Origin of the sequence: Mycobacterium sp. pV006 (assembly GCF_041287115.1) — a bacterium.
GTDB lineage: Bacteria > Actinomycetota > Actinomycetes > Mycobacteriales > Mycobacteriaceae > Mycobacterium.
In genome coordinates this window covers 25,761-41,394 of record NZ_JBGGKT010000010.1, presented here as the reverse complement: position 1 = coordinate 41,394, position 15,634 = coordinate 25,761, and the positions used below count along the sequence as shown (strand labels likewise).

The following is a 15,634-nucleotide window of genomic DNA, read 5'->3' as shown; positions in this document are numbered from 1 at the left end:
CAGCTAACCGTAGTCCTGAGTCACGGCGTTGACCAGCGCGTCCGCCCCTCCTGACCTCCACCGACGGTCCTCGGTGTGCCAACCTGGAAACCGTGGCGAAGACACCGGTATGCGTGGTGGGGCTGGGCCTGATCGGCGGCTCCCTGATGCGCGCGGCCCAGCGGGCCGGGCGTGAGGTGTTCGGGTACAACCGATCGATCGAAGGTGTCGAAGGTGCCCGCGCCGACGGGTTCGACGCGACCGCCGACCTCGACGAGGCCCTCCGCCGGGCAGCCGAGACGAATGCGCTGATCGTGCTCGCGGTGCCGGTCCCGGCGCTGCCGTCGATGCTGCGTCACATCAGTGCCGTCGCGCCGCACTGTCCGCTGACCGACGTGACCAGCGTCAAGGGCGCGGTGCTCGACGAGGTCGCCGAGGTGGGGCTGCTGGACCGGTTCGTCGGCGGGCACCCGATGGCCGGGACCGCGCACTCGGGCTGGGCCGCCGGTGACGCCGGTCTGTTCCACCACGCGGCGTGGGTGGTCGCCGTCGACGACCACGTCGACGCCGGAGTCTGGGCGGAGGTGATGACGCTCGCTCTGGACTGCGGAGCCGTCGTCGTCCCGGCCCGCTCCGACGAACACGACACCGCCGCGGCCACCATCTCGCACCTGCCCCATCTGCTCGCCGAGGCGCTGGCCGTCACTGCCGGAGAGGTGCCGCTGGCCTTCGCGTTGGCGGCCGGCTCGTTCCGCGACGGCACCCGGGTCGCGGCCACCGCCCCGGACCTGGTGCGCGCCATGTGCGAAGCCAACGCCGCACAGCTGTTACCCGTGCTGGACGAGACGCTGCGGTTGCTCACCGACGCCCGCGATCACCTGGCCAACCACCGGTCGGTCGCCGAGTTGGTGGAGATGGGGCACGCGGCGCGCATTCGCTACGAGCGGTTCGACCGGCCCGACATCGTCACCGTGGTGATCGGCGAAGAGGGGTGGCGCGACGAACTGGCCGCCGCGGGCCGCGCGGGCGGGGTGATCAGATTCGCTCTGCCAACCCGGGATAGTCGAGGATGAAGCCCTCGGAATCCACTGTGATGGTGGTCTCGGCCGCCGGTGAGCGCAGATCGATCCCGTCGGCCCCCGGCGAATAACTCATGTTGGCGACCTCGACCGTCAGTTCCGGCAGCACACGCACGTAGACGACGGGAAGCGTGACCGCCGACGCCCCGCCGGCGTGCAGGCCCAGGCGACGGATCGGCAGCGAGTTGAAGAACGGACTCAGCAGCACATCGACGTCGAGTGCGCCGTCGAAGTCCGACCTGCGCGTCTGGCCGGCGTGCTCCTGCACCAGCCACATGTTCTCCTCGTCGCGGGCGATGGAGAGTTGGCGTTCCCGCTCGGCCAGCGTCACGGTCAGCGACAGTCGTTTCGTGGCGCCGTTCTCGTCGGTGACCAGGTCGTAGGACGCGCTGAACGCGGGGTGGGTCGAGGTGGCGGCGTTGACGACGCGGCCGTAGGCCTTGATGCGCCTGCCTGACAGTTGCACCCGGGTCGACTCCATCCGGGGCTCGTCGTGGGCACGCCAGGTCAAAACGGATCGTTGCACCTCGCGTTCGCCAGAGCGATCGGCTTCACTCATGCCTCTACCGTAGGCGACGCCCTCGGGCCTGCGCGGCGGGATCCACCCGACGGTGGTTCCGAGGCGTCCAGTCGCACCTCGTCTCCGAGAAACGGCTGCGGCATGCGACGCAGCCGACCGAAGCGGCCGGTACCCGGGACCGACAGCCAGACCGCAAACGCGAGAGCCGCATCGAGAAGCAGCGCCAGCGCGGTCACCATCAAGGCACCCACCAGTGCCACGTGGAACTCGCGGATCTTGATGCCGTCGATCAGGTAGCGGCCCAGGCCGCCCAGGCTGGCGTAGGCCGCCACCGTCGCGGTGGCGACGACCTGCAGCGTTGCGGTGCGCAGCCCGCCGAGGATCAGCGGCATGGCGATCGGCGTCTCGACCCGCAGCAGGATGCGGCGCTCGGTCATCCCCATCGATCGGGCCGCGTCGACGACGGTGCGGTCCACGTTCGCGATGCCCGAGTACGTGCCGGCCAACAGCGGCGGGATGCCGAGCAACATCAGCGCCACCGTGGGCCCCAGCAGTCCGAGTCCCCAGAGCAGCACCCCGAGCAACAGCACCCCCAGCGTGGGCAGCGCGCGCAACGCGTTGACTCCGGTGACGACGAGCAGCGTGCCCCGTCCGGTGTGCCCGATGACCATGCCCAGGGGCACGGCGATCAGGGCCGAGAAGAACACGGCGATGCCGGTGTACTCGAGGTGTTCGACCACGCGGGCACCCAGTCCGGCCGGCCCGCCCCAGTTGGCCGCGGTGAAGATGAACGACAGGGCGTCCTGCAGGAAGTTCACGCCGGTGCTCCTGCCGCGGTCTTGGGACTGCTGCCCGCCCTGGTCCACGGCGTGAGCAGCTTGCCGATGAGCATGATCAACGTATCGATCATGATGGCCAGCACGAAGATCGCGATGATGCCGGCGACGATCTGGTCGCTCTTGTTGGCCTGGTAGCCCTCGGTGAACCACGTGCCCAGCCCGCCGATGCCGATGACCGACCCGACGGCAACCATCGAGATGTTGGTGACGGCGACCACCCGCAGGCTCGCGATCAGCACCGGAATTGCCAGCGGGAGCTCGACTTTCAGCATTCGCGTCAGTGGCCGGTAGCCGACGGCGGTGGCCGCGTCGATCACCGCCGGGGACACCGCGTCGAGCGCTTCGGGTACCGCGCGCACCAGCAGCGCGACCGTGTAGAGGGTCAGCGCGACGATCACGTTGGCCTCGTCGAGGATTCGGGTCGGGATGATCAGCGGCAGCACCACGAACAACGCCAGCGACGGAATCGTGAAGACGATGCTGGCGGTGATCGTCGTCATGCGCCGCAGCACGGTGGTGCGCTGCACCAGCGCGCCGAGGGGGACCGCGATGAGCAGACCAAGGACGATCGGGATCAGTGACAGCCGCAGGTGGATCACCGTCAACGCCCACGCGTCGTCGAGGTGGGTGACCAGGTAGCGCACCGGTTCAGCTCCCGGCTCGTTGGGTTGCGCGCTGCCGGTCCAGCGCGTCGAGCACGTCCTCGGCGCGGACCCCGCCGAGGATCTGGCCGTCGGTGTCGACGGCGACGCCCAGGCCGGACGGTGAGGACAACGCGGCGTCCATCGCCTGCCGCAGTGTCCCGTCGGGCCGGAACAAGGAACCGCCCGCGATGGTGCTGTCGTAGAGGGAACTCCCGCCGCGGTACAGCGTGACGCCGTCGGCGTTGATCCAGGCGTACGGGGTGCCGTCGGGGCGGGTGACCAGCACCCAGTCTTCGGGACCCATTGCCAGCGAGTCGATTTCGCTCTCTCGGACGTGGTGGATGTCGTGGAGCGGGAGACCGGTCGCACCGAAGAACTGCAAGCCTCGGTAGCCGCGGTCGGCGCCGACGAACCCGGCGACCGCGTCGTCGGCGGGGTTGGACAGCAGCCGCGCCGGGGCGTCGTACTGGAGCAGCACCCCTCCGCGGCCGAACACCGCGACCCGCTCGCCCAGCTTGATCGCCTCGTCGATGTCGTGGGTGACGAACACGATCGTCTTGCGCAGTTCGGAGTGCAGGCGCAGGATCTCGGTCTGCAGTTCCTCGCGCACCACCGGGTCGACCGCGCTGAAGGGCTCGTCCATCAGCAGGATCGGCGGGTCGGCCGCCAGCGCGCGGGCGACCCCGACGCGCTGCTGCTGCCCGCCGGACAGCTGGGCCGGGTACCGGTCGGCCAGCGTGGGGTCCAGACCGACGCGTTCCATCACCGCGAGCGCCGATCTGCGCGCACTGCGCCGTGATTCGCCCCGCAGGACCGGGACGGTGGCGACGTTGTCGACGACGCGCATATGCGGCATCAGCCCGGCGCTCTGGATGACGTAGCCGATCCCGAGCCGCAGCTTCACCGGGTCGACCTTGGTGACGTCGCGGCCGTCGACGGTCAGCGTGCCCGACGTCGGGTCGATCATCCGGTTGATCATCCGCATCGATGTGGTCTTGCCGCACCCCGACGGCCCGACGAACACCGTGAGAGCGCCTTCGGGGACTTCCAGAGACAGGTCGTCGACGGCCACCGTCCCGTCGGGGTAGCGCTTGGTCACGTGGTCGAAGGTGATCATGTTCACTCCCCTACCGGCTGGTCGAATCCGTTGTCGACGATCCACTTTCGGGCGGCCTCGTCGGGATCGATGCCGCGGTTGCCCTCGACGGAGGTGTTCATCTCGATCAGCGCTTCGGTGGTCAATTTCGCGTTGACCGCGTCGAGCACGATCTTGAGCTGGTCGGACATCTTCTGCGACGCGACCAGTGGGACGACGTTCGCGGCGAGGAACGCGTTCTCGGGATCTTCGAGCACCACCAGGTTGCTCTGCTCGATCGCCGGTGACGTACTGAAAATATTGGCGGCGGTGACGGTTCCGTCGGTGAGGGCCTTGACCGTCGCCGGCCCGCCGCCGTCGCTGATCGCGATGAAGTTGGCGGGCGCGATGTCCAGTCCGTACTTCTGTTTCAGACCGACCAGACCGGTCTGTCGGGTCTGGAACTCCGAGGGCGCACCGATTTTCACCTCCGGTGAGCGCGCAGCGAGGTCACCGATGGTCCTCAGGTTCCAGCGCTGCGCGGTCTCCTGTGAGACGGCCAGGGTGTCCTTGTCCTCGGCCGGTGACGGGTAGGTGATGGACAGCGAACCCGGCAACGCCTTGACCAGACCGAGCAGCACCTCGTCGGGAGTCGTGGCGGCACTGTCGGCGTCGAAGTACTGCAGCAGGTTTCCGGTGTACTCCGGGATCAGATCGATGGAGTGGTCCTGCACCGCAGGAATGTAAGTCTCGCGGCTGCCGATGCCGAACTGACGGGAGATGGTGAAGCCGTTGGCTTCGAGCGCCTGGGCGTAGATCTCGGCGAGGATCTTCGACTCGGTGAAGTCCGCTGAGCCGACCTTGATGGACTTCAGGTCACCGGAGATCTCGCCGCCGCCGAGCGGATTGGAACTTCCGCAGGCGGCGAGCATCACCGAGATCACGGCGAGAACAGCTACGACGACAGAATTGGTTCGTCGGGTGCGACCCATCGGCCGACCTTACGCCAGACCCGAAATGGTTTCATTCGAAGCCGGATCGGGCAATGATGGAGCAATGACCAGCGATCCGTCCGCGTCGGTGCCGGAACCGTCGTCGTTCGACGTCCCGGCCACTCCCCCTGCAGGTAGCGCTCCGCCACCGCAGTCGGCGGTACATCGCACACGCGCCGCCGCGCTCTGGACGGCGCTGACGCTCGGCTTCCTCATCCTGATCGTTCTGCTGATCTTCATCGCGCAGAACACCGAGTCGACGGAGTTCGCGTTTTTGGGCTGGCACTGGAGCCTGCCGCTGGGTGTTGCGATCCTGTTCGCCGCCGTCGCCGGCGGTCTGATCACCGTGGCCGTCGGCGCCGTGCGGATGTTCCAACTGCGGCGCGCCGCGAAGAAGAACCTGCGGGCGCACTCGTAGCGCGTTGCGCGTCACGAGAATCCTGTTGGCAGCAGGAATGCTGGCGGGTGCCCTGCTGACGTCCGTTTCCTTGGGCGCGGCGCTGACCCGACCCGGATTCGACCTGACCCGGCACGCCAACTCCCAGCTGGCCCTCGGTGACCAGGGCTGGATCCAGACCGCGAACTTCATTGTCAGCGGGCTGCTAGTGACGGCGTTCGCCGCCGGGGTGTGGCGGGTGATCGGTTCCCACAGAAGCGGCCGGATCGGTGCCGTCTGCCTGGGTCTGTACGGACTGCTGGCGGGGGTGGTCGTGGGTCTGTTCCCCACGGATCCGATGTTCGGATTCCCACCCGGCGCCCGGGCGGACTCCCCGGGGTTCCATTCGGCCAGCACGTCGGCTCAGGTGCACGCGGTGGCAAGCTCGACCGGCTTCTTTGCGGTGACGTGCGCCTGTCTGGCCTTCGCCCGCTACTTCCGTTCCGTCCGCCGGTCGGGCTGGGCGCGGTGGTCGTGGGGTGCGGCCGCAGCGGTGTTGGCGGTGGCGGTTTACATGAGTGCCAGTGCGCCGTCGACGGTCGGCACCTTCAACTACGCGCCCGTGTGGATCGGCGGCGGGGTGTTGTGGCTCTACCTCACGGCTGTCGCGTGGCGGTTGCACCGCGACGTGTCATGACAGCTGTTGCAGCCCCGCTGCGACCAGCGGACCGACGGCGTCGTCGACCTTGTCGGTGTCGTCGGTGACGCCACCCTCCCGCGCGCGGTAGGCGATGCCCGCCGCGATGATCGCGAGCTTGAAGTACGCCAGCGCCATGTAGAAGTCCCAGTGGTCCAGGGGTTGCCCGGCGGCCTGCGAGTACTTCTGGGCCAGCCCGTCGGCGTCCGGGATCAGCGGCGACGCCCACGCGGCGTCGTTGTGGACCAGGTTGAACATCGGGTGCCGGTACACGCACATCAACGCGGCGTCGCTGAGGGGATCACCCAGCGTGGACATCTCCCAGTCCAGCACCGCGATCACCTTGGTGGGGTCGTCGTTGTCGAGGATCGTGTTGTCGATGCGGTAGTCCCCGTGCACGATCGAGGCGCGACTCTGCGGGGGCAGCTTCTCGCCGAGCAGTGCGTGCAGTTTCCTGACATCGGCGTCGCGGGTGTCGTCGGGGCGCTGGACCAGTTCCCACTGCGAGCCCCAGCGCCGTACCTGGCGCTCCAGGTAGCCGGTGGGTTTGCCGAAGTCGCCGAGGCCGACGGCGTCGGGGTCGATGGCATGCAGGTCGGCGAGCACCTGGATCAGCGCGTCGACGCAGCGGTGGATGGTCTTCTCGTCGCCGAGCGCCTCGAGCTGGTCGGTGTGGCGCACGACCCGGCCCGCGACGTACTCGACCATCTGGAACGGTGCGCCGAGCACGGAATCGTCGTTGCGCATCGTCACCGCGCGGGCGACCGGCACCGCGGTGTCGGCAAGTGCGGCGACGACGCGGTACTCGCGGGCCATGTCGTGCGCCGAGGGGGTGAGACCGTGCAGCGGCGGACGCCGCAGCACCCATTGCGACGCGTCGTCGCCGACCAGGAAGGTGAGGTTGGACCGTCCGCCGGAGATCAGCTCGGCGCGCAGGTCGCCGGTGCGGGGCACGCCGACCTCACGCAGGTGTCGGTCCAGGGCGGTCAGGTCGAGTCCGTCGAGGTCGCTCACGAGGAAGTGTCTACCACCGCCTGGTTCGGGGCAGTAAGTCCCATACGTGTTCGATGCCGTTGACCCCGGCCACGGCCAGCCGTCCGCTGCGCGACGACAACACCCGCGTCACCGACGCATAGTCCACGTTGAACGACAACAGCCGCTCGGTGCCGAGGATCTGGTGCAGCAGCACGTTGATGACGCCGCCGTGGCTGAACAGCGCGACGGTGTCGTCGTGGTCGGCAGCGGCGACGACGTCGTCGACGGCGGCGCGGACCCGGCCCAGGAATTCTGCTTCGTCGACGCCGCTGGGCAGACGCCCGCTGATCAGCCGCGCCATCTCGTCGGGCCGCTCGGCGGCGATCTGCTCGATCGGGATGTAGTGCGAAAGGTCGCGGTCGTACTCGGCGAGCCTGTCGTCGACCTCGACCTGCAGCCCCAGCTTCTCGGCCAGCGGCTGCGCCGTCTCGATCGCGCGCACCTGCGGGCTGCTGACGAGGCGGGTGATGGGGAACCGGGACAGCGCGTCGGGCAGCCGCTGGGCTTGCTCGATGCCCTCGGGGGACAGGCGGGGATCGGAGCCCTGACCGGGCTCGCTGCGCAGCGGCAGCGCATGTCGGACCAGAAGCAGTTGCACCGTGCCACCATAGGGCGCGTGGGTGGATTTGCCGATTCCCTGTTCGACCTGACCGACCGCGTGGTGCTGGTCACCGGGGGCAGCCGCGGCCTGGGCCGCGAGATGGCCTTCGCGGCCGCACGCTGCGGAGCCGACGTCGTGGTCGCTAGCCGTAAGTACGACGCGTGTGTGGCCACGGCCGAGGAGATCGCCGCCGAGACCGGCCGTGCGGCGCTGGCGCACCAGGTGCACGTGGGGCGCTGGGACGAGCTCGACGGGCTGGTCGACGCGGCTTACGAGCGGTTCGGCCGGGTGGATGTGTTGGTGAACAACGCCGGCATGTCGCCGGTGTACGACTCGTTGAGTTCGGTGACCGAGAAGTTGTTCGACTCGGTGGTGAACCTGAACCTCAAGGGCCCGTTCCGGTTGTCGGTGCTGGTCGGTGAGCGCATGGTCGCCGACGGTGGTGGCTCGATCATCAACGTCAGCACCCACGGATCGCTGCGTCCGGATCCGTCGTTCATCCCGTACGCGGCGGCCAAAGCCGGGCTGAACGTGATGACCGAGGCTTTGGCGCAGGCTTACGGACCGACGGTGCGGGTCAACACACTGATGCCGGGGCCGTTCCTGACCGACATCAGCAAGGCGTGGAACTTCGACACCGCGGAGGCGTTCGGCGGCAGCGCGTTGAAGCGCGCCGGCGAACCCCACGAGATCATCGGGGCTGCATTGTTTTTGATGTCCGATGCGTCGAGTTTCACGTCGGGATCGATCGTGCGTGCCGACGGAGGCAGCGTGTAGCTCAGGGGGTGACGATGTTGAAGTCGGGGTTGGGGCGGTCCAGCACCGACAGCAGCGCCGTGAGAACGCCTGCGTCACCGTCGATGTCGAGTCCGTCCGACATGGTGTCGCCGAGTGCCAGCGCGAGAAGACGCAGCTTGTTTTGCAGACGGAGCGTGGTCTGCGCGGTCGAGGCCTCCGCCGCGGCCTCACGGTAGACCAGCACGCCGTTGCGCAGCGTCAAGCGGAAGTTCCGACCGGAGTCCGCGAACGTGACGTCGACCGCCAGGTCGAGATCCCAGGCGCGCGGGCCGTTCACGCTGATGGCCAGCACGTCGAACATCTGCTCGGGTGTCAGCTGACCGACCATCGAGGTCGAGTTCGTCTGCGCCGGGGTGCCGAAGTTGCCGTCGCGCAACTCGGTGGCTCCGGCCAGGAAGAAGTTGCGCCACGTCGCGGTCTCCGCGCCGTAGGCGAGTTGTTCGAGGGTGTCGGCGTACAGTGCGCGGGCAGCCGTGTGGTTCTCGTCGGTGAACATCGCGTGGTCCAACAACGTTGCAGCCCAGCGGAAGTCACCGTCATCGAAGGCCTGCTGCGCCAGCTCGACGACACGGTCGATACCGCCCATCGCCTCGACGTAGCGTGGTCCGATCGCCTCGGGCGGGTGCGGCCACAACCGGGCGGGATTCCCGTCGAACCAGCCCATGTAGCGCTGATAGACGGCTTTGACGTTGTGGCTGACTGAGCCGTAGTACCCGCGTGTATGCCACGCTCGTTCCAGGGCCGGCGGCATCGCGAAGTTCTCGGCGATCTCGATTCCGGTGTAGCCCTGGTTGAGTTGACGCAAGGTCTGGTCGTGCAGGTAGGCATACAGATCCCGTTGCAACGACAGGAATTCCACGATGCGTTCGCGTCCCCAGGTGGGCCAGTGGTGCGAGGCGAACACCACGTCGGCGCGGTCGGCAAACGTCTCGATCGCCTCGGTGAGGTAGCCGGCCCAGCCGTGCGGGTCGCGTACCAGCGCGCCCCGCAGCGTCAGCAGGTTGTGAAGATTGTGCGTGGCGTTCTCGGCCATGCACAACGCGCGGAAACGCCGGAAATAGAAGTGCATTTCGGCCGGGGCCTCGGTTCCCGGGGCCATCTGGAACTCGATCTCGACCCCGTCGATGGTGTGGGTCTCCCCGGTGGTGCGGATGTCGATCGTGGGCACGATGATCGCCACTTCCCCCGTCGACGGGGTCTGGCCGAGACCGCAACCGACCTGGCCCTGCGGGCCACGCTCGAGCACCGTGCCGTACATGTAGCCGGCGCGGCGCGTCATGGCGGTACCGGCGTAGATGTTCTCCTGCACGGCGTGTTCGGTGAAGCCCTCGGGCGCGAGCACTGCGACCTTGCCGGCGTCGACGTCGGCTTGCGTCGTCACTCCCAGCACGCCGCCGAAGTGGTCGACGTGGCTGTGGGTATAGATCACTGCGGTGACCGCACGATTCCCGCGATGTCGGCGATACAGCGCCAACGCGGCCGCGGCCACCTCCGTGGAGACCAACGGGTCGATCACGATGATGCCGGTGTCCCCTTCGACGAAGGTGATGTTCGACAGATCGAAACCGCGCACCTGATAGATGCCCGCATCGTTCGCCCTGACCACCTCGTAGAGTCCCTGTTTCGCAACCAGCTTCGATTGCCGCCACAGGCTCGGGTGCACGGTCGGCGGCGCGTCCCCGTCCAGGAAGGCGTAGACGTCGTTGTCCCACACCACGCGTCCGTCGGCAGCCCTGATCACGCACGGGTCCAAGGCGGCGACGAAGCCTCGCTCGGCGTCGGTGAAATCGCGGGTGTCGTCGAACGGCAGCGTCGCCAGATGCTGCCGGTGTGCGGCTTCGATGGTCGGGGCGGCGGGCTTGCTATCCATATCGCTGAGAGTGCCACGCGAGCCGCCCTCGCGGTGCTTGACTTGGTCCATGGATGTTCGCCGAGTCGTCACCGGACACGATGAGTCCGGGAAGTCAGTGTTCGCCAGCGACGAGAAGGTCAGCCCGCGCAAGCCCGCCCTCCTGGGCGGTTACGAGTTCACGATGCTGTGGGGCGGGGACGAAGCCCCGCGCTTCCCCGACGACGGGTCGATGCCGCAGTGGCACACCTATTTCCCGCCCGTGGGGGGTTTCCGCTTCTCGATGTTCACCATTCCGCCACGGGGTTCTGCGACGCCGGATCTGTCGCAGCTCGAGGCCGAGGATGTGGTCTCCGAGACCGAGACACAGCTGCCCGGACTGCTCGGTTACATGGAACCGGAAGATCCGGGCATGCACACCACCGACACCGTTGATTTCGAGGTCGTGATCGAGGGCACCGTGGTCCTCGAACTCGACGACGGCGCCACGGTGACTTTGCACCCGGGCGACACCGTGGTGCAGAACGGCACCCGGCATCGCTGGCACAACGGCGGTGACACGCCGGCGCGACTGGCGCTGTTCGTGTGCGGCGCGCACCACGAGAAGGTCAGTCGGCCTTAGGAGCGCCGCTTCAACCGGTGCAGCTCGACGTCGCGCAGGGTGCCGGCGCGCAGCGTCGCGGTCATGTACGTGCAGTACGGCTGACGGCGCCGATCGGTCGGGGATCCCGGATTGAGCAGACGCAGTCCGGTCTCCGCCGTGGTGTCCCAGGGGATGTGGCTGTGGCCGAACACCAGCACATCGGTGTCGGGGTACTCGCGCGCCATCCGGGCGTCGCGGCCGGCGGCTGCCCCGGTCTCGTGTACGACGGTGAACCGCAACCCGTCCAGCTCGACGTCGGCACGTTCGGGCAGCCGGCGGCGCAGCTCGGGACCGTCGTTGTTCCCCCAGCAGGCGATCAGGCGCTTGGCTCGGGACTCCAGTGCGTCGAGCAGGTCGGGCTCGACCCAGTCACCGGCATGGATGACCACATCCGCTCGGTCGACCTCGGCCCAGACCTGCGCGGGCAGGTCCTTCGCACGCTTGGGCAGGTGCGTGTCGGCGATCAGCAGAAGGCGCACGCTCTCCAGAGTAGGGGTGAGCGTCCGGCCCAATTGGTGCACGGGACCCCCGCTCACCGGAAATAGGGTGGTGGCGTGACGGGACGCTCGGTTGAAGTCGTGGTGTCGGAGATGTTCACCGCCTCCGAGCGCTTGCGGGAGGCTGGGCAACGGCTGCAGGACGGGCTGTCTGCGGTGGACCTGGAGACGCGTCAGCTACTGGGTTCGGGGTGGAAGGGCGACGCCGCCACCGCATACGGCACGGCGTGGGATCAATGGCACGGCGGGGCAGGCCAGGTGATTCGCGGCCTGCAGACCATGTCCGAGCTGCTGACCATCGCGGGCAAGGAGTACGCGAAGACCGACGAGCAGTCCGGCCAGATGCTGGACTCCACGATGCAGGTGGAGGGTTCGGGTGTTGGCTCCGGCGGTAGCCCCCCTCCCCCGGGCGCCGGTGGCCAGGCACCCGTTACGCACGAGTCCACTCTGGCCGACCAGATGGGCCTCGAACCGTCGCAGCCGAGCAGCTCACCGGTGGACCAGCTACCGGGCCAAGTGGCCGACGGTGCGGCACAGGCCGCCCAGATCGCGTCCGGCGCAGCGCAGCAGGCGGTTCAGGCGGCGGGTGAGGTGGTCGCGCAGGCCACGCAATCAGCCGCCGAGTCCGCGCCCGGCGACGCCCAGAGGCCGCCCGCCGACGAATCACCGCGGGCGGAGTAGGACGCGATGGCCATGCTGGTGGTGGACTTCGCGCAGCTGCGCGGGGCGATCAGGCATATGGAGGAGTTCGGGCAGGAGGTGTCCGCATGCCTCGAAGACGTCGAGCAGGCCATGGCCGTTCTGCGCTCCTCGTGGGGCGGCGCAGGATCCGACGCCCAAGCGCAGGCGCAGCAGCAATGGCAGGAGGGCGCCGAGCAGATGCAGGCTGCACTGACGGCGTTGCAGCAGATTGCCCAGGCCGCTGAACGGAACTATTCGGACGCGGTCGACAAGAACGGCCAGATGTGGCAGGCCTGATCACACATGCGCATCGAGGTTGAACCGGACGCGTTGGTCGCGGCCGGTCAACACATGGGATCGATGGGTTCGCAGCTGCGGATGCTCTCCGACGCGCTGGGTGCGGCACTCGGCGGGGGCATCGCCTCCGGCGTGGACCCGGCCGGCCTGAACTTCGGCATGAAATACGGCCGTCAAGCCCAGGAGTTCACCAACGCCATCGCCGACGCGGCGAACGCGTTCAGTGCCGTCGGACTTCTTTTGGAGGCAACGGGATACAACTACAAGAACGCCGATGCCGCATCCACGATCGGCGGGCCGGGCCCCTCCGGCGGGGTCAGCGGTGAACCCGACAAGGCGGCGCCGGCCCACGTGCCGATAGGCCCCAACGGGTCGACGGTTCCACCACCGGCGAAGTGGCACCTGGTTCAGCCACTGTTGCGGATGCTGCCCGGAGTGGGACTCTTGGCCGGCGCGGCGATGACCTGGCCGTCGGGCAACGCCGCGCTGATGCGGCTGACCGCCACCCAGTGGCGCAACTTCTCCACCGGCTTCGCCGCGATCGAACCGCAGTTGACCGGGGTCAAGACCGCCGTCGGAGCTCAGTCGATTCCCGAGCGTGCCACCATCCTGTCCGCTCTCGACAGCCTCGGGCAGGCCATCTCGGCACTGGCGGAGGTGGCTTCCTCGGTAGCCCAATCGGTTTCGGATTTCGCCACCGATGTGCAGGAGACCCAGGAGGCCATCCGACGGCTCCTGGACCGACTGTCGTTCGGCGGTCTGTGGGACACCGTGACGGGATTGCTCACCGGCGAGGGCGACGACATCCTGCGCGAGGTGGCCCGCGACGTCGGCACCGTGCTCGAGAATTTCCAGCAGCAGGTCAAAGGCATCGTCGGGCTCCTCGAAGAGCTCGTCATCGTGATCGGCGATGCGGCCACCGCCTTCCAGAAGTGGATTCGTCCCATCCTGGTCGAACATTTCGGTGAGGGTGTGGGCGGCTTCCTCGCCGACGCAGTGCAAGTGCGTACCGACTTCTCCGTCGGCTTGACCACCGGGCTGATCAACACGGTGTCGGGCCTGGTGGCGCTGGCCGATTTCGACACGTGGAAGGGCATGGCCGAGCTCGCGGTGTCGGTGGCGCGGGATCCCTCGACGTTGCCGGGCGTGCTGGCCAACATGGGCAAGGAATTCGTGGCGTGGGACAAGTGGTCGAGCGATCACCCCGGCCGGGCTGCGGGCGAAGCCGCCTTCAACATCGGATCGCTGTTCGTCCCGGGTGGCGCCTTGTCGAAGACGGGCAGTATCGCCAAGGGTCTGACTCTGTCCCGCCGCGTGCTGGACGAGGGACGGTTGCCGCAGCTGTCGGAGGTGGGCGCCTGGACGCGCGGTACCCCCAATGTCGGTGCGCCACCCCGACTTCCGGAGATCCCACCCGTCCGGCCGGGCGCGGTCCCACCGTCGCCCCGGCCGGATGCACCCACCGGCGCCGGCCCGGGACGCGTTGGAGAACCCGCTCCGTCCTCGCCGGGCGCGGGGCCGTCACGGCCGAGCCCTGAAGCCGGGTCCGGGCAACGCGCACCGGTCGAGCCACCCGGTCGCGGATCTGACACATCGGCGCCGCGGCCAGAACCGTCACGGACGCCCGAAGCCCCAGCCCCCACTGCGAACTCGTCGAACGGTCAAGCCTCTCCCCCTGCCGACCGGCCCGGATCCATCCCGCCTGGAGGGGGCGACCACCCCAGCAGCGGAGGCCCCAGCGGTCATCACCCAGGACCTGTGGAACCCGGGTCCTCCGATGGAGGCGCTCGCACACCAGACTTCAGCGACGAGCCACCCGAGGACATGTCGCGTGTCTACTCGATGATGGACGGTAGTTCGCACACAGCGTCGTTCGCGCCGGAACAGCTCCCCGACAACCAACGTGTCGACCACGCGCTCGCCGCCCACGGTGTCAGCAAGAGTGAATTCATCGATCTGATCAACAAACCTATCGACACCCTCACACCCGAGGAACGTCAACTGATCAACGCGGTGCGCGACGAGTTGCCGGCACCGACTAGGGACACCGTCATGCAGAAGGTAATCCCTCCCGGCTTTTTCGATGCTGACGGCAATTTTGTTCAAAGCCGTGCGGACGACTATCTGATGGGGAGTGGTATAGATCCGGAGCGGGTACGTGGATCCGTTACCGTGGCCGGAGACACTTCGCATCTTTCGACACCGGCAGGCCTCCACGACGCCCTGCGCCTCGACTATTCAGATTCCCACTTCGGGCGGCATGACCCAGGCACCCACCTCATTCGGTTTCAGGCTGATGAGGAGGGAGCCTCGTATACGGTGCCACGCAACTCCAATATGGGAGGTGATGGGGCCTTCGACGCGTGGGAGGATCCATTTACCGGTAACGGTTTCACGAAGTCGGGTGACGATGTCATTCCGGAATATATCGCCGATCAAATCACGATGCGGGAGGGCGCTGAGATGTGGGAGGTCCTCGACGATGGGACCCAACGGCTGGTCGCGGTTCTGCGGAACAGCGAATGGATTCCGCAGGGAAACTGATGACCGAAATGCCAATTACTGGGGCGATCGCCGAGTATCGCGGCAAGCGCTATCCGATCGCATTCAGCTCCGATGAATGGGTGGCGCTACGCGCCGAACCCACAGACGACATTCCGGACAGCTTTGCCTCTGGTGACTCACCGAGCGGCTTCGGACACCGCAGACCGTGGGTGAAAGTACCGCGATCAACAATCGACGGCATCATCTGCGTGCGCGCACGAGCAAGGCTTCGTGGGCACACTGTGTCGCTGGAACAGCAGCTGCCTGACGGTCGAGTAGTGGTGGAGTTCATCGGTCCCCCGAGTGTCGCGCGAGAACTCGGAATGAAGGGCGACCAGTACATGGGATGGTCCGGCATCTTCGCCCCTGAGGAGCTCGAAGACATCCGTGTTGAGGAGACGTGAGACAAGTGACCCAGACCAGTCCGCGGATGGCCCCTTCCCCCTCTGGCACCGCGGGGTTTTCGCCACAGGACTTCGGACAGCTTC

At 67.6% G+C, this 15,634-nt stretch carries 18 protein-coding genes; 9 read left to right on the top strand and 9 right to left on the bottom strand.

Going from position 1 to position 15,634, the window contains the following annotated elements:
- Positions 1-92: 92 nt before the first annotated feature.
- Positions 93-1,052 (top strand): prephenate dehydrogenase, encoded by a 960-nt coding sequence (locus tag ACAG25_RS16405; RefSeq protein WP_370489532.1) that lies wholly within the window; start codon positions 93-95, stop codon positions 1,050-1,052.
- Here the strand turns inward: ACAG25_RS16405 and ACAG25_RS16400 are convergent.
- Genes ACAG25_RS16400 through ACAG25_RS16380 form a run of 5 tightly spaced genes read right to left on the bottom strand, consistent with a single transcriptional unit; the run spans position 1,015 to position 5,128 of the window.
- Entirely contained in the window at positions 1,015-1,617 is a 603-nt protein-coding gene (locus tag ACAG25_RS16400; RefSeq protein ID WP_370489531.1) for a putative glycolipid-binding domain-containing protein, read from the bottom strand. The two genes, ACAG25_RS16405 and ACAG25_RS16400, sit on opposite strands and share 38 nt — an antisense overlap.
- Positions 1,614-2,396 (bottom strand): ABC transporter permease, encoded by a 783-nt coding sequence (locus ACAG25_RS16395; RefSeq protein WP_370489530.1) that lies wholly within the window; start codon positions 2,394-2,396, stop codon positions 1,614-1,616. Before ACAG25_RS16395 ends, ACAG25_RS16400 begins: the two co-directional genes overlap by 4 nt.
- On the bottom strand, positions 2,393-3,061 hold the full coding sequence (locus ACAG25_RS16390) for an ABC transporter permease (RefSeq protein ID WP_370489529.1): 669 nt from the start codon (positions 3,059-3,061) through the stop codon (positions 2,393-2,395). Before ACAG25_RS16390 ends, ACAG25_RS16395 begins: the two co-directional genes overlap by 4 nt.
- A 4-nt stretch (positions 3,062-3,065) precedes the next feature.
- On the bottom strand, positions 3,066-4,178 hold the full coding sequence (locus tag ACAG25_RS16385) for an ABC transporter ATP-binding protein (RefSeq protein WP_370489528.1): 1,113 nt from the start codon (positions 4,176-4,178) through the stop codon (positions 3,066-3,068).
- 2 nt (positions 4,179-4,180) lie between these two features.
- Positions 4,181-5,128 (bottom strand): ABC transporter substrate-binding protein, encoded by a 948-nt coding sequence (locus ACAG25_RS16380; protein ID WP_370489527.1) that lies wholly within the window; start codon positions 5,126-5,128, stop codon positions 4,181-4,183.
- A gap of 64 nt (positions 5,129-5,192) precedes the next feature.
- Between ACAG25_RS16380 and ACAG25_RS16375 the strand changes: the two genes are divergently transcribed.
- Complete coding sequence (locus tag ACAG25_RS16375) at positions 5,193-5,546, top strand: lipopolysaccharide assembly LapA domain-containing protein (protein ID WP_370489526.1); 354 nt, start codon at positions 5,193-5,195, stop codon at positions 5,544-5,546.
- A 37-nt stretch (positions 5,547-5,583) separates the two neighbouring features.
- Positions 5,584-6,201 (top strand): DUF998 domain-containing protein, encoded by a 618-nt coding sequence (locus tag ACAG25_RS16370; protein ID WP_370489525.1) that lies wholly within the window; start codon positions 5,584-5,586, stop codon positions 6,199-6,201.
- On the opposite strand, the gene ACAG25_RS16365 is transcribed toward ACAG25_RS16370, so the two are convergent.
- Complete coding sequence (locus tag ACAG25_RS16365; RefSeq protein ID WP_370489524.1) at positions 6,196-7,215, bottom strand: phosphotransferase family protein; 1,020 nt, start codon at positions 7,213-7,215, stop codon at positions 6,196-6,198. The genes ACAG25_RS16370 and ACAG25_RS16365 overlap by 6 nt on opposite strands.
- A 10-nt stretch (positions 7,216-7,225) precedes the next feature.
- Complete coding sequence (locus ACAG25_RS16360; RefSeq protein ID WP_370489523.1) at positions 7,226-7,834, bottom strand: histidine phosphatase family protein; 609 nt, start codon at positions 7,832-7,834, stop codon at positions 7,226-7,228.
- Here ACAG25_RS16360 and ACAG25_RS16355 point away from each other — a divergent pair.
- A complete protein-coding gene (locus ACAG25_RS16355) occupies positions 7,811-8,614 on the top strand; it encodes an SDR family NAD(P)-dependent oxidoreductase (RefSeq protein ID WP_370489522.1) in 804 nt (267 codons plus the stop codon). The two genes, ACAG25_RS16360 and ACAG25_RS16355, sit on opposite strands and share 24 nt — an antisense overlap.
- Position 8,615: 1 nt before the next feature.
- Here ACAG25_RS16355 and ACAG25_RS16350 read toward each other — a convergent pair whose 3' ends face one another.
- Positions 8,616-10,505 carry an alkyl/aryl-sulfatase gene (locus ACAG25_RS16350; protein WP_370489521.1) on the bottom strand — a complete coding sequence of 630 codons (1,890 nt, stop codon included), beginning with the start codon at positions 10,503-10,505 and terminating at the stop codon, positions 8,616-8,618.
- A gap of 49 nt (positions 10,506-10,554) precedes the next feature.
- On the opposite strand from ACAG25_RS16350, the gene ACAG25_RS16345 reads away from it, so the two are divergent.
- Entirely contained in the window at positions 10,555-11,106 is a 552-nt protein-coding gene (locus ACAG25_RS16345; protein ID WP_370489520.1) for a cupin domain-containing protein, read from the top strand.
- Here the strand turns inward: ACAG25_RS16345 and ACAG25_RS16340 are convergent.
- Positions 11,103-11,606, bottom strand: a complete 504-nt coding sequence (locus tag ACAG25_RS16340; protein ID WP_370489519.1) for a metallophosphoesterase — start codon at positions 11,604-11,606, stop codon at positions 11,103-11,105. The two genes, ACAG25_RS16345 and ACAG25_RS16340, sit on opposite strands and share 4 nt — an antisense overlap.
- Before the next feature lie 75 nt (positions 11,607-11,681).
- On the opposite strand from ACAG25_RS16340, the gene ACAG25_RS16335 reads away from it, so the two are divergent.
- Genes ACAG25_RS16335 through ACAG25_RS16320 form a run of 4 tightly spaced genes read left to right on the top strand, consistent with a single transcriptional unit; the run spans position 11,682 to position 15,550 of the window.
- The gene (locus tag ACAG25_RS16335; protein ID WP_370489518.1) at positions 11,682-12,305 is read left to right on the top strand and encodes a WXG100 family type VII secretion target; all 624 of its coding nucleotides are present in this window, start codon (positions 11,682-11,684) and stop codon (positions 12,303-12,305) included.
- A 6-nt stretch (positions 12,306-12,311) separates the two neighbouring features.
- Positions 12,312-12,602, top strand: coding sequence for a WXG100 family type VII secretion target (locus tag ACAG25_RS16330; RefSeq protein ID WP_370489517.1), 291 nt, complete (start codon positions 12,312-12,314; stop codon positions 12,600-12,602).
- Between the two features lie 6 nt (positions 12,603-12,608).
- Entirely contained in the window at positions 12,609-15,146 is a 2,538-nt protein-coding gene (locus ACAG25_RS16325) for a hypothetical protein (RefSeq protein WP_370489516.1), read from the top strand.
- The gene (locus tag ACAG25_RS16320) at positions 15,146-15,550 is read left to right on the top strand and encodes a hypothetical protein (RefSeq protein ID WP_370489515.1); all 405 of its coding nucleotides are present in this window, start codon (positions 15,146-15,148) and stop codon (positions 15,548-15,550) included. The genes ACAG25_RS16325 and ACAG25_RS16320 overlap by 1 nt, the downstream gene beginning before the upstream one ends.
- Positions 15,551-15,634 lie beyond the last annotated feature (84 nt).